Below are 13,299 nucleotides of genomic sequence, written 5' to 3' on the forward strand. Positions count from 1 at the left end.
AAAGTCGATAAGGACCAAACCAGTCCGATCAAGCCAATGAACTCAAACAATAAATTCATTGGATGCTTATATTAGCATGAAAGATACTAATAAACCGAAAAGAAAAAGAATAGCTGTTAAAGTGTCACCCTTGAATGATGGCACCAATACGCCTATACCTGATGCGCGTACCCCTGCTAAATTATCGGAAGGTGAAGCCTACTTATTTAAACAGGCTGAAAACCCATTAGGCGATCCGCATAAGATTTAGCTTGGATCACCTTTAAAACGATACCCAGATGAATGAGTTTTTATCAGAGCAGCAGGCTTGACTTCTGTTTCGCCCCACGTTAATGCCATTTTTTTTAAGATCTGTATTGTTTTTTAACAACTGTTACTTTTTAGTATTAGCTTTTCTCTCGAACATATTTATTAAACAACCTCCGCTTACACGGATTAATTGGCGTTAACTGCCCTTTCAATATGTTACTTAAAATCACAGGCGGTTTCTTCAATCCATTTCGAATGCGACTGTTATATTTCCAGTGCCTAGTGCGACAGCGTAGTCATCTATATTATCTACTGTGCCAACTTTTGTATAATCGTATGATGTTGGAAAGGTTTTGTAAAACAATACCAGCGTTTTAGACCCGTATAACATAATATCGCCATTCTTTATATTTCCAGGATTAGAGCCTTGCGTTGGCAACGGTTGAGGGAGATCAAAATATTTCTCATTGCCGTTCAACTCCGTCATATGGATGGTCATAGGCAGCAGTAGTTTAAAAGCCTGTGTAGTTTTGTTGTCTAAAAGTGTTGCGGTGAAAGTTTGTGAATTTACCTTGATGATCATTTTATGGCTGGTTAAGGTGTCGCTGCTTGTTACGGCCTCTTCGTTCTTTTCTTTCGCGCAGGAAAATGAGGTGAATATTAATGCGCTGGCTATGATTAAAAGAAGCAAAGATGAATATTTACGATTGAAGGATTTCATTTAAATAAGTTTTAAATGGTAGATGCATCAATTACATAACGATAACGGGCTTCTTTATTGACAACCCTGTCCCAGGCAGAATTTATTTCTTCCGCTTTAATGATTTGAATTTTCGGATAAATCTTGTTTGCCGCGCAGTAATCCATTATCTCCTGTGTTTCAGGGATTCCACCGATCAATGACCCGTTAAAATTGACACGGTTAAAGATCATATTGAAATTATTGATAGTCAGTTCCCCGTTGATCGGTTGGCCGACCTGCGTAAAGCTTCCATATGGTTTTACACAAGATATGTAATTCGATATATCGTAGGCATACGGAACGGTGGAAATCATGTAATCCAATTTGCCAAACCAGGGTTTCAAATCAGCGGCGTTTTTAACAACTATCACTTCTTTGGCCCCGAAAGAAAGGATATCTGCCCTTTTACTGTCAGAAGTTGTGAACGCATAAACTTCTGCGCCCTTGGAGACCGCGAGTTTAATAGCCATATGCCCCAGGCCACCAATCCCAACAATGCCTATTTTATCGCCTTTTTTGAATTTGGCCTTAATTAGGGGCGAATAGGTAGTAATACCAGCACAAAGCAAAGGCGCGGCATAACTCAGGTCAATATCTGCCGGTATTTTTATGGCAAAATGTTCGGTAACCACAATATTATTTGAATAGCCGCCTTGTGTGATCCCAGTAGGTGAAGAAGCTTCCGGCGTACCATAGGTACCTACCATTCCGGTTGTTTCACAATGGTGTTCTTCTCCATTTTTGCAGCTATCGCATTTCATGCAGCTGCTTACCATGCAGCCAACGCCTGCTTTGTCGCCAACCTTGAATTGGGTCACGTTTTTTCCCGTTGCTGTCACGATGCCTGCGACCTCATGGCCCGGAACCTGCGGATACTGCTGTTCTCCCCAATGTCCTTTGATGGTATGGATATCCGAATGGCAGATACCGGAATATTTTATCTCGATCAGAATATCGTTATCGCCAACGGCCCTGCGCTCAAATGCCCAGGGCGTTAATTTCCCCTGAACATCTGTACCTGCATAACCTCTTGATTTGATGTTTGGACTAACCAACTCTGAGTAGCCTGTTTCGGCCAAAAGATGTAACGGTTTGGCAAGTATTATACCTGTACCTGTCAATGCAGTTTGCCGGATGAATCTTCTTCTTGATGGTTGCTTATTGCTGTTGTCTTCCATGGTAATGTATCATTAGTTCGTTATTATCAATTTAATGAACTTTGCAGGGATGCCGCCTACAACAGTATTGTCGGGTACGTCTTTAGATACCACTGCGCCCGCAGCTACAATAGAATTCTCGCCTACAGTAACTCCAGGTAAAATGGTACAATTTGCCCCCAGCCAGGCATTTCGTTTAATGAGGATTGGCTTGGTAATTAAAGCCCGCCTGTCAATCGGGTCAGCTGGATGATTTTCTGTAATCAGGTTAACCTTCGGACCGATCAGCACTACCGGTAATTTCAATAAGTATCTGGCGTAATTGCTGTATGTCACCTGTCGAATTAAGCCGAGCCGAGAGCCGTATCGTGTGGTTCACGATTTCATCGATCTTCGGAAATTCAGGATCGCTTAATCGGATAAGCTCACCTGATTTTAGCCTGTTAAAAATATCTGGTCGCTCCATTTATAATTTTATTTAGCAGTATAAAATCTCTTTTGAGAATTGATAATGCAAACTTCGGGAGAGGTGACCGCAATTACTTTATACCGGTTACGGTTTTATTTACCAGTTTTACTGATGCGCTGACAGATAACAGTTCAATACAAAACCGTTCGCTAAATTTGTATCATAAATCCTGATTATGGAACGAGTAGGCAGAATAGACACTGTAGGTCAATATAATAACTATGTAGGGGTTGATACCCGTCATCCACTGGTGAGCGTAGTTAATTTTAATGAAGTACCAACCATACTTCACTTCCGTCAATACATAGGCGTCTATGCGGTCTTTTTGAAGAATATCAGATGTGGCAACATGACCTATGGCTGCCAGCCTTACGATTATGAAGACGGGACGCTGGTATTTGTGTCTCCGGGCCAGGTGTACGGCATTGATAGCGAGGGAAAGGCGATAAAGCCTTCGGGTTATGCTTTAGTTTTTCATCCTGATCTTATCAAGGGAACCCATTTAGGAAAGGCAATTAAAGATTACTCCTTCTTTTCCTATGGTGTAAACGAAGCGCTGCACCTGTCAAAAAAAGAAAGAAAAATGATTGTCGATTGTCTTGAGAAAATAGCCGGAGAGATAGAACAAAATATTGATAAGCATAGCAAAACGCTGATCGTATCCAATATCGAATTGTTTCTGAACTATTGCATGCGATTTTATGACCGTCAGTTCATTACCCGCAACAATGTAAACAAAGACGTGCTGATGCGTTTTGAAAACCTGCTAAATGAATATTTCATATCAGGGAAAGCAAAAGCAGAAGGTTTACCAAGCGTAGCTTATTGCGCTGATCAACTGCATTTATCGCCCAATTATTTCGGCGACCTCATCAAAAAAGAAACAGGAAATACGGCACAGGAATATATCCAATCCAAACTGATCGACGAGGCCAAAGAGAAAATCTTTGATGCAGGAAAATCTATAAATGATATAGCAGGCGAATTAGGGTTCAAATACAAGCAACATTTCACACGTTTATTTAAACAAAAAACCGGAATGACCCCGAATGACTACCGAGGCTTAAACTGAGTAGATATCAAAGTTTTTTTTTAAATCCTCCTATATGGAAAGGTTTAGAGAAAATAGTTCTGAAAAATTCCCGATATGATATTGGGCAATACTTGCTTTGGTTATTCCACTTCTTAAAATTTGAACTGTAGTCATCTTTAACTCGTTACCCGCGGCTATTTCGTTATCTGCGCTATCACCAACCACCATGACTTCATTACTATTGAGCCCATATTTATGCTGTATATGTTGAAAAATCCGGAGTTTGCCTTTAAATCCTGATTCATTATCGTCATGGATGAAAATTTCATTAAAATCATTCGCTATCCGCAGATTATTGATCTTAGACATCTGGAAATTAGAATCACCTGATGTTACCAAAAACCTGAATCCTTCTATTTCTTTTAAAAAACGATAATCATCGTAAGTTGTCAGCTGATCATTTATTTCAATAGCGGACAATGCCGAGAGCGCGGCATTGATCATCAATTCAGAAAAGTTGTATTTCTTTGCTACCTCCCTTATTGAAAGTCGATAACAATCAGTTAACGCATTTGTCAGTTGTTCAGCAGATAATCTATGATCATTTGCATCTCTAATTGCCTGCAAAACGGGGCTGACCATTTCCATTTTTATTAAATGAGTCGGAAAAATTGTATTATCCAGATCATAAATTATTGCTTTAAACTTACTCATTGAACGATGAAATTAAATACCAGAGAAACAAAATGGACATTATTTTTTGTCAATCAATAAAGCCTAATAAATAGACTGATCAATATGAACATTAATGCGATGATAAATAGTGTATACCTAACAATTACATAAAGAAACACAAACCTCCGGAATATTACACCTCAATATCTTTTTATCTGATTCGGTTTAAAAAGCAATTAAAAAAAACTTTTGGAGCCAAGAGTCGATACCGTTAAGGATAGCAATGAAAATCCTTTGAAAAAGATTGTAATGGGTAGCCCGGGCCACAGGCAACAGCCGGATAAAAAATTGCCAAACGATACGTGCACTAGTTCTATTTTGTCATGTTTGACAACCAGCCGACCCATGTGATTACCTGTTTACTAATTAATTCCGAAGATTAAATGAACCTCTATGCAAAAACTAAAAACCTCCAGAAATTAATCCGAAGGCTTTTAGGAGATTGAGTTTAGGTATTATTTATTATTGAGCAGAGATGTTGAAGCTTGCACAGCCAAAGTCTTTCCCGACACCATCTGTATTTGTTATTTCCCATCCGAACTGTATATCCTGAAGCTGAGGGTTATTATACCATCCTTTACTTTGTATCCAAAGTAAAATAGCTTTTATATCGACAGTGCCCGAACTGGTATTACTTGTTCGTACAAAGGAAAACACCTGGCTGTTATTGCTCCCGGGGCCGTTATACACATTCCAGGTGTGACCGCCAATGGTTTGATTGGTATAAGCCGGGACACCGCCGTTGGCATCATAACTACCCGCAATAGGCCCTACCGCCCCGGATTTGTATGTCCAAAGCATAACTTCGTAGGCATAATTATTTAGCCAAATGTCATAGTCGGTACTGTAAGATCCTCCACTGGGGTTGTTTACATTAAAGCTGCTGGTACAACTGCTTAAGGAATTGATATTCATGTTAACGACCTTACCAACATGAGGATAGCTTTTTATACCGGCGCCGGTATGTTGTGCCCATACCCCCCAGTTGCTGTACGAATTTGCCCAGATGGTTTGCGGACCCGGGGCCGGGGTACCTGTACCCCAAATATCATTCAGGAAGGTGTAACCGCCGTTACTCCAGGATCCCCAAGGATCACTTGAACTCCAGTTGGCTTCTACCGCAGCGGAGTTTTTAACAGGTTGTTGTGGTTCTTTTTTGCAGGCTGAAAGCAAAACAGCACAGACTGCAATCGTTAGGATTCTTTTCATAAAATTTTAATAAATGGTTTATTGGTTCCCAAAAATAGTATGAAGAAAGATGCGACGATGGACCTTTTGTTAATAATATATATATCAAATGTTTCTCCTTTTTAAGTGGACAACAGATAAGAAAGACCGATTGATATTGAGGTGGTTATTATTAAAAACAACTATCAATACGGGATATATTCATGCTTATAAATTATTGATCTATAGGTATTATAGGAAAAATAACAGCTTATTATTTAATAAAAAAAATCAGCCAACAAACCTATCAAAAGAATGGAGAAAATCAGGATCGGCATATAAAGCAACTTTTCATGATGCGAGATCCTTTTGCTGTGTCTTAGAAAGTATTATAAGATATTTTAAGCTTATGGTTTGCCAAACTCCTGTACCCAATATTCGTTTGCTCTTGCGGCCCCCATTTCTTTGTATGAGCTATCCATCATACTTTTACAATGGTCTTCACTATTTTTCCATGCCAATATTACATCTGTTAAGGAATTATACCCATTGGCAATATTTTCTAAAACACTGCCTCCGGTATAACCCACGGCTTTCGCCCTTTGTATTGGTACAGATCCATCAGGAGCGGTATGGGAAAAATAATTATTGTAGAACATGTCTTTCGCATGCACGTTTGCAGCAATGGCAAGGGTGTCGTTCCAACGGAGCAAAGGTGCGGGTGGCATAGTATCCTGACCGCATTTGCAACCAGCTTCACGTAGTTTGTTAACTGCTGCAAGCATGCCTGTTTTTCCATCAACCTCTATGAGAGGCACTTTTGGAGAATCCTTTTTACAGCTGGTTAGCAAGAAAATTAAAAGAAATAAGGAGAAGCATCTGGCAATCATAATTTATTTTTAATACGTTATGTAATTTAGCACAAACAGGAGGAAATACTTCCAGTATCTTTTAGATATCCTATCAAAAAGCCACTTGCCCAGTAAAGGAGGGCAAGGGCTTTGATTTCACCAATCGTTGTGGTCGTTTACAATAGTAATGGTTAATTAAGCTGAGTTAATGTAAATTGCTCATTGGTAGCACTTAAATCACACCCATACTGTATCACAGGCGTACCATCGGCAGTTGACGCGCCCTGAACATTAAGGCACTTGCCGCTAAGTGCCGATTTGATATTATAGTTACTACCGTTAGGTACAATTTGCCATTGTTGATTGGTTCCGCCGCCATATACCCATTGGATAATGGAAGCGCCATCGGCGGTAGAAGCACCGCTAACATCAAATCCCTTACTCGAAGCACTGGCCGGCGAAATACGATAATACCCCCCGCCCACATCTGTAATAATGAATTGTTGGTTGCTTCCACCAGAATATGTCCATTGCTGCACAAGAGCGCCATCAGCAGTAGAAGCACCAGTAATGTCGAGAGACTTGCCACTGTGTACGGGCGTGATGCGATAGGTTTTACCGGAAACAATAGCAGCATATCCACGTAATTTATTACGTATGTAATTCCCGGTTTCGGATAACTGCGATGTTGTCCAGCCACCACTTGACGACGCGCCGGGTAGAAGCATTGAACACAGCTCACCTGATTTGTCTGTCACCGACCAATTGACCCAGCTTATCTTGTTGATTTCCAAAAAGCTTAGCCAGGCTTCCCATTCCGTATAATTGATAGAGCCGCTGCCCGATGCTTCGGTGCCGCTGCTTTCCGTTACAAATATCGGAATATTTTTGCCGATGGCATAGGTGCAATCATCCCTTAACCATTGGCCGTGACTGGCTGCGTAATAGTGCACCGAGTACATGATGTTTGAATACCCGGTTATCGGCGAATCGGCCACATCGCGTATGTCCTGATCCCAGCTAGGGCTTCCTACAATAATAATATTGTTGGGGTCATATTGCCGTATGGCAGCAATAACAGCCTGCGCGTATGATTTTACCTGTGGCCACGTTACGGTGTTATCTGGCTCATTAATAATCTCGTACAATATATTTGGATTACCAACATACTGCTGTGCCATCGACGAGAAGAATGCTACGGCTTGGGTTTGCAGCAAAGGTGAGGCATGCCAGTCAATGATAACATAAGTACCCTTGGCAATGGCTGCATTCACAACGGTTTTGAGCAGTGTAAGCTGGGTGGGATCATTAAGGTATCCGGGGGTGACATCCACACTCATGGATGCCCTGACCACATCTATCTTAAAATCATCGGTAAGCCAGTTTACCACATTGGCGTTCCAAAATTGTGGCCACCAGCCGCTCCAACCCTCGCTGAGTCCGCGCAAGCTAATGGTCGCATTACTTTGGCTTTTCAAATACCGACCCGATACAGACAACTGTCCGTATTTTGCGACGGCCGAACCAGCGGGAGCAGCCATGGTGCTTAGTTTTGAGGAGGAGGAAGCGTTGTTTTCATTTGACTGGATAATGTTTGCCGATTTTTTACAGGCAAAAATGATCATACAGAAGAAAACTGCACTTAATAATAATGTGATTTTTTTCATAATTGGTTTGTTTTTAATTATTAATTGGTTGATGAAATTATAATTAAAGCAGCCAGGCGGCTGATAGTTGGTGCGCAGCAGGATTGTTGATGCAGGAGGGTATTTATTCATAAATGTATTATATAGGTAAGGGATGACAGAATCGTTTTTTGACCACAAAACCAGGCTAAACAAAGTCATTTAACCTGGTTTTGATTTGATTTTTACTCTGTAATCTTAATAATCGCTATCTGTTTGATATCTTTAGATGACGAGGCTGCCAGTATCTTATATTCACCAGGTTCGACCACCCATTTGTGTAACTTATCATCAAAATAAGCAAGGTCATTTACGTTGATATTCATTAAAACCACCGCCGTTTTTGCCGGCGCAATCATAACCTTTTTAAATGCCTTGAGCTCTTTTTCGGGTCTTAACACTTTAGGGTTTATTTTGCTGACATATAACTGGGCAACTTCCTTACCTGCGAGACCACCCGTATTTTTTATTTTAACTGATAAGGTTATCGTTTCACCCGGTCTATAATTCTTTTTATCGGTTTCAAGATTGGTATAAGCAAAGTCAGTGTATGATAACCCATATCCAAAACTGTAAAGCGGGTCGATCTTTTTGGTATCATACCAGCGGTAGCCTACCAATATCCCTTCCTTATAATAAGCAGTCGTATCTTTACCGGGATAGGTATCCAGTGCAAATGCCGGTGAATCATGTAAGGAAGCTGGGAAGGTAAAAGGTAATTTCCCAGATGGGTTAATAATACCTTCTAAAACGTCGGCCAGTGCAGCCCCGGCTTCTGATCCATTAAACCATGACCAAACGATGGTATGGTTTGACTTTTTAATTTTATTTAGATCGTAGGGAGCCCCTGCCATGATTACAAGGATCGTTTTGGGATTAGCGGCAGTCACAGCATCAACCAATGCCTGTTCCCCGAATGGCAGATCCAAGGTTTTACGATCATGACCTTCGCTTTCATATTCCCGGTTTGAGCCAATACACAAAATAGCGACATCGGTTGTTTTTGCGAGGGCCACAGCCTCATTGATTAAAGCCTGATCAGGTTTATCGTAACCTGCATTTTGATCATCGGTTCTGCTGGCCAGGTAATTCGCCTTATAACCTTGTGCAAATTTAATGTCGGTTGTTTTACCGAATCGTGATTTGATGCCTTCCAATGCGGTAAGCTCATGTTTAGCCTTCACACCTGCTCCAAAACCTCCGGAAGCAAAAGTGCGTATGGCATTGTCCCCGATTACAGCTATGCTTTTAATCTTATTTGGTTTTAAGGGCAGTAAATGCAGATCGTTCTTTAATAGAACTATCGATTCCGCCGCGATATCATATGCCGCTCGACTATGCACCAGCGTACCGATAGATCCCTTTGGGTGATTTTTACTCAGGGAGGTATGGTACATCAACCATAAAACCCTCTCTACTTTATCATCAATTGATGCCTCTGAAACTTTACCCGCTTTAACCGCGGCAAGCAGCGGCTTGGCAAAATACCATTGATCGTACGGGCCGGCAGATCCCATTTCAATATCAAGCCCATGATTCGCAGCAGCAACTGTATGATGAACACCGGCCCAGTCTGATATAACAACTCCCTTAAAACCCCACTCCTTTTTTAATACTTTGTTAAGTAAAAAATCATTTTCGGAACACCAGTAACCGTTTACCTTATTATAAGCCGACATGACGGTATAAGCGTTGCCTTGCTCCACAGCTGCCTTAAATGCCGGCAAATAAATTTCCCGCAAGGTCCTTTCGTCAATCACCGCGTTTACATTATCCCGGTTAACTTCCTGGTTATTTGCTGCAAAATGCTTGATACATGCCGCCACATCCTGGCTTTGGATTCCTTTTACCGCCTGAATCGCCAACTGGCCGTTCAAATACGGGTCCTCAGAATAGTACTCATAAGTACGGCCACATAGCGGCATTCTGCAAATATTAAATGCGGGTGCGAGCATGACATTTTTTTTACGGGCATTGGCTTCCTCGCCGATGACTACCCCATATTTATAAGCCATTGCCGGGTTCCAGGTAGCCGCTATCGCCGAACCATTGGGCAGAAATGTGGCAGAATCTGTTGTCCAATTGGCCGAATTCCAATCAAAGCGCTTTATTTCTTCGCGAACCCCTAAGGGGCCATCATCACACGTCAGTTCCGGAATCCCTAAACGCTTTACCCCGCCGGAGGAAAATAAGGCATTGCCATGCAGCATCTCAATTTTTTCTTCCAACGTCATTTTCCTGATGATGCTATTGATCTTTGTATTAAGGGATACGTCAGCTTTGTTTTGCGCTGAAACACCGCTGAACAGAAGAAGGGCCATAACACAGGTTATTATATATTTCATAAATATTGATTTGATTTTAATTGTGGCGTTTGTATTGAATTATTTATTCGCAGCTGTAATTTCAACTGTTTGTTCTTTTAACCCAGGCGACGCTGCTTTTAAATTTATCGTCCCGGGCTGGCCGGTTGATTGAACAATAACCTGAGCATAACCATTAAATAGTTTTCGTTTATAGGGTGATGGAGGATAAACTAACTGGATTAAACCCGGATCTGTATTAACACCTGCCCAGATATTTGCGTTAAGCAACGGCGTAGCCACTATGGCTATGGTATTCATGCCTGAGTGCAGCAACCCGGCTTCCAGTTTAAATTCATACTTTTCCTTATTCTCCTCAATCTGGTGCGCAATCTCTTTACCATTAATATAAATACTTTCCACCTTGCCTATACTTTTACTGAAAAAAGTGGCGACCGCTGCTGCTGCATCCGACGGAACATTAAAACCCGCCCGGTAAACTAAAGCTCTTACCTTTTGCCCAAACTTGTCATCCCGAGTATCTTTAAATGCATTTTGCCAGCCGCTGTCATCATATCCCGCCGCAACTTCAGCAGTCACATTTAAATCGTCTACAAACTTTTCCTTTAAATTGCCGATATTAACTATATCAACCCGCTCCAGGTATTGATCCGGTTCAAGCGACGTTTGATTTCCGTTACCTACCCCTATGATTTTACCGGGGCCATTGATTGAAAATCCGATCTCATTATCAGCTGTTGGCACCACCAGATTATTTTTGTCAGCAGCCTGTACAGTAATTACCGCGATATCCTTTCCATCACCTTTTATTGCAGGCTGATTAGTCAGTAGTTTAAGCTGAGCGGGAGTTAAAGTGGTCTTAACAACGTCGCGACCAGCTTTGATGCCTTTTTTATAGCCTATGGCTTCCAGTGTTCCGGCTTCATACTTTACCAGCCATTCCAGGTGCCCGTTTGGCTCCATGGTCTTTTTACCCAGGCTTTTGCTATTCAGGAAAAGCTCCACCTCATCGCAATTACTATAGGCGCATACCCTGATCTCCTGGCCTTCTTTACCCGGCAAGTTCCAGTGTGGTAACAAGTGTACTACGGTTTGATCCGTCCACCATGATTTTAAGTAATAGTAGTCGTCCTTGGGAAATCCACAGGCATCCAGCATACCATGATACGATTCGATGGAAGGCCATCCAAAAGGCGTAGGCTCGCCCCGATAATCAAAACCGGTCCATATAAACATTCCAGCCAGGTAAGGAAGCCCGGCATAATGCTTCCAACTCTGCTCTATACTGTAAAAAAAATCATTTTGTTTTCTATCGTACGCAGCAAGCTGGTGCCTGCTCAAATCATCCGTATAGATACCTCTTGATGCTACCGTCGATCCTTCCTCGGTACCCCAGCTAAACTGGTTGGGGTATTTTTGATGCTGTTCATCGGTGTTTTTAGTGGCTACATAATTATATCCCAGGACATCTATGGTGGTTGAAATTCCATAACCAATGCCGCCGCTTATAGCAGCCGTAATATAACGGGTTGAATCCACAGATTTGGCGAAGGCCTGCATTGTAGCAGCTATACGCGTCCCGGTAATGCTGCCTTCAATGGCCCATTCCTCGTTCCCGATCGACCAGCTGATAACGCTGGGGTGGTTGCGGTCACGCAGGATCATTCTTTTTAGATCGTTTAGCTCGGTTGATGCTACCCCCATTAAACGATTTTCGTCGATAACCACCATCCCCAGCCTATCACAGGCATCCAGCAGTTCGGGTGACGGTGGGTTATGCGAACAGCGATAGGCATTACATCCCATACTTTTTAAGATGCGGATACGAAAATCCAATAAAGCATCGGGGATGGCTGTACCGACACCTGCATGATCCTGATGGTTATTGGTTCCTTTGATTTTAACGTGTTTGTCGTTCAGAAAGAAACCTTCATTAGTGTCGAACCTGATGGTACGTATCCCAAACGTTGTGGTATAAGTATCAACAAGGATACCGTTTTCTTCAATCGTAGTAATCAGCCGATGCAGGTAAGGCATTTCTATCGACCATAGTTGAGGATCGTTAACGGATAAAATGCTTTTTACATCCTGCGATGCAAAAGGCTTCAAATTGAGCCCTTTTACCCTGTTTGTCGTGAGGGCTTTACCCCCTGCGTCCACAATGGTTTGTGTAACACTAAAGCTCCTTTCTTTTTTATCTTCATTCACAACCGTTGCCGTTGCGGTAACAGCAGCGGTATTGTTTTTAACCTGTGTTGTAACAAAGGTTCCATTGGTGGCTATATGCAGCTGGTCGGTTATATTGAGCCAAACATGACGATAGATGCCGGCGCCTTCATAAAACCAGCCCTCCTCCATGGTTGCATCAGCCCGTACTGCTATGACATTATCGCCGCCATAGTTTAAATACTCCGCAATGTCGTATTCAAAGCTATTATACCCGCTGGGTTCAGTGCCCAGATAATGCCCGTTGACCCAAACGATGCTGTTACGAAAAACCCCATCGAAGGCAATGGATATATGTTTGCCCCAATCGGCAGCCGGAACAACGAAGGTCTTACGGTACCATCCCACGCTGGCCTCCGGAAAGTTCCGGCCTATTGCCTTTGACCCGTGACTTAAGCTGCCACGGGGACTAAAGGGCAGTTCAACTGCCCAATCGTGCGGCAGGTTTATTTTACGCCAACCCCTGTCGTCAAACTGAGGCGAGGCGGCCCCGTCCCCGTACCCTGTTTTGGCAAAATAAGAGAACCCACTTGTTCCGTTGTAAAAATCCTTTGCCGGATCGTAAGCATGCCCCAATGCAAACCGCCAGCCATTATCCATAGATAGATGTTCCCGTTTTAAAGGAACTATGGAAGATTGTCCATACATTATTGTTTTTTCT

11 protein-coding genes are annotated in these 13,299 nt (G+C 42.2%); 2 read left to right on the forward strand and 9 right to left on the reverse strand.

Annotated features, from left to right (window positions below; genetic code table 11):
* The first annotated feature begins 76 nt into the window (after positions 1 to 76).
* On the forward strand, positions 77 to 250 hold the full coding sequence (locus tag BW976_RS29620; protein WP_175614193.1) for a hypothetical protein: 174 nt from the start codon (positions 77 to 79) through the stop codon (positions 248 to 250).
* Between the two features lie 240 nt (positions 251 to 490).
* Here BW976_RS29620 and BW976_RS27450 read toward each other — a convergent pair whose 3' ends face one another.
* The 3 genes from BW976_RS27450 to BW976_RS27460 are packed head-to-tail and all read right to left on the reverse strand — an operon-like array spanning position 491 to position 2,484.
* Positions 491 to 970 carry a cyclophilin-like fold protein gene (locus BW976_RS27450; RefSeq protein ID WP_076378649.1) on the reverse strand — a complete coding sequence of 160 codons (480 nt, stop codon included), beginning with the start codon at positions 968 to 970 and terminating at the stop codon, positions 491 to 493.
* A gap of 11 nt (positions 971 to 981) precedes the next feature.
* Positions 982 to 2,169, reverse strand: coding sequence for an NAD(P)-dependent alcohol dehydrogenase (locus tag BW976_RS27455; protein ID WP_076378651.1), 1,188 nt, complete (start codon positions 2,167 to 2,169; stop codon positions 982 to 984).
* A 12-nt stretch (positions 2,170 to 2,181) separates the two neighbouring features.
* Positions 2,182 to 2,484, reverse strand: coding sequence for an acyltransferase (locus tag BW976_RS27460; protein ID WP_245834795.1), 303 nt, complete (start codon positions 2,482 to 2,484; stop codon positions 2,182 to 2,184).
* Positions 2,485 to 2,792: 308 nt separating this feature from the next.
* Here BW976_RS27460 and BW976_RS27465 point away from each other — a divergent pair, with 308 nt between their 5' ends.
* A complete protein-coding gene (locus BW976_RS27465) occupies positions 2,793 to 3,689 on the forward strand; it encodes a helix-turn-helix domain-containing protein (protein ID WP_076378653.1) in 897 nt (298 codons plus the stop codon).
* 30 nt (positions 3,690 to 3,719) lie between these two features.
* Here the strand turns inward: BW976_RS27465 and BW976_RS27470 are convergent, their stop codons facing one another.
* The 6 genes from BW976_RS27470 to galA all read right to left on the reverse strand — a co-directional run bounded on the left by BW976_RS27470 (position 3,720) and on the right by galA (position 13,286).
* Positions 3,720 to 4,364, reverse strand: coding sequence for an HAD family hydrolase (locus BW976_RS27470; protein WP_076378655.1), 645 nt, complete (start codon positions 4,362 to 4,364; stop codon positions 3,720 to 3,722).
* Positions 4,365 to 4,847: 483 nt separating this feature from the next.
* Positions 4,848 to 5,594: a GH12 family glycosyl hydrolase domain-containing protein gene (locus BW976_RS27475; RefSeq protein ID WP_076378657.1), complete on the reverse strand. Its 747-nt coding sequence runs from the start codon at positions 5,592 to 5,594 to the stop codon at positions 4,848 to 4,850.
* Between the two features lie 365 nt (positions 5,595 to 5,959).
* Positions 5,960 to 6,442 (reverse strand): CAP domain-containing protein, encoded by a 483-nt coding sequence (locus tag BW976_RS27480; RefSeq protein ID WP_076378659.1) that lies wholly within the window; start codon positions 6,440 to 6,442, stop codon positions 5,960 to 5,962.
* A gap of 152 nt (positions 6,443 to 6,594) precedes the next feature.
* Complete coding sequence (locus tag BW976_RS27485; protein ID WP_175614194.1) at positions 6,595 to 8,070, reverse strand: cellulase family glycosylhydrolase; 1,476 nt, start codon at positions 8,068 to 8,070, stop codon at positions 6,595 to 6,597.
* Positions 8,071 to 8,273: 203 nt separating this feature from the next.
* The gene (locus tag BW976_RS27490) at positions 8,274 to 10,433 is read right to left on the reverse strand and encodes a glycoside hydrolase family 3 C-terminal domain-containing protein (protein ID WP_076378663.1); all 2,160 of its coding nucleotides are present in this window, start codon (positions 10,431 to 10,433) and stop codon (positions 8,274 to 8,276) included.
* Positions 10,434 to 10,472: 39 nt separating this feature from the next.
* Entirely contained in the window at positions 10,473 to 13,286 is a 2,814-nt protein-coding gene (gene galA / locus BW976_RS27495; protein ID WP_139332450.1) for a beta-galactosidase GalA, read from the reverse strand.
* Positions 13,287 to 13,299: the final 13 nt, after the last annotated feature.

The sequence above is a fragment of the Mucilaginibacter lappiensis genome (genome assembly GCF_900155965.1).
Taxonomy (GTDB): Bacteria; Bacteroidota; Bacteroidia; order Sphingobacteriales; family Sphingobacteriaceae; genus Mucilaginibacter; species Mucilaginibacter lappiensis.

Bases quoted from the DNA above. Each gene is read 5' to 3' on its own strand.
- BW976_RS27455 (WP_076378651.1), bottom strand. From the start codon at position 2,169: ATGGAAGACAACAGCAATAAGCAACCATCAAGAAGAAGATTCATCCGG.
- BW976_RS27465 (WP_076378653.1), top strand. From the start codon at position 2,793: ATGGAACGAGTAGGCAGAATAGACACTGTAGGTCAATATAATAACTAT.
- BW976_RS27450 (WP_076378649.1), bottom strand. From the start codon at position 970: ATGAAATCCTTCAATCGTAAATATTCATCTTTGCTTCTTTTAATCATA.
- BW976_RS27470 (WP_076378655.1), bottom strand. From the start codon at position 4,364: ATGAGTAAGTTTAAAGCAATAATTTATGATCTGGATAATACAATTTTT.
- BW976_RS27485 (WP_175614194.1), bottom strand. From the start codon at position 8,070: ATGAAAAAAATCACATTATTATTAAGTGCAGTTTTCTTCTGTATGATC.
- BW976_RS27490 (WP_076378663.1), bottom strand. From the start codon at position 10,433: ATGAAATATATAATAACCTGTGTTATGGCCCTTCTTCTGTTCAGCGGT.
- BW976_RS27475 (WP_076378657.1), bottom strand. From the start codon at position 5,594: ATGAAAAGAATCCTAACGATTGCAGTCTGTGCTGTTTTGCTTTCAGCC.
- BW976_RS27480 (WP_076378659.1), bottom strand. From the start codon at position 6,442: ATGATTGCCAGATGCTTCTCCTTATTTCTTTTAATTTTCTTGCTAACC.
- galA (WP_139332450.1), bottom strand. From the start codon at position 13,286: ATGTATGGACAATCTTCCATAGTTCCTTTAAAACGGGAACATCTATCT.
- BW976_RS29620 (WP_175614193.1), top strand. From the start codon at position 77: ATGAAAGATACTAATAAACCGAAAAGAAAAAGAATAGCTGTTAAAGTG.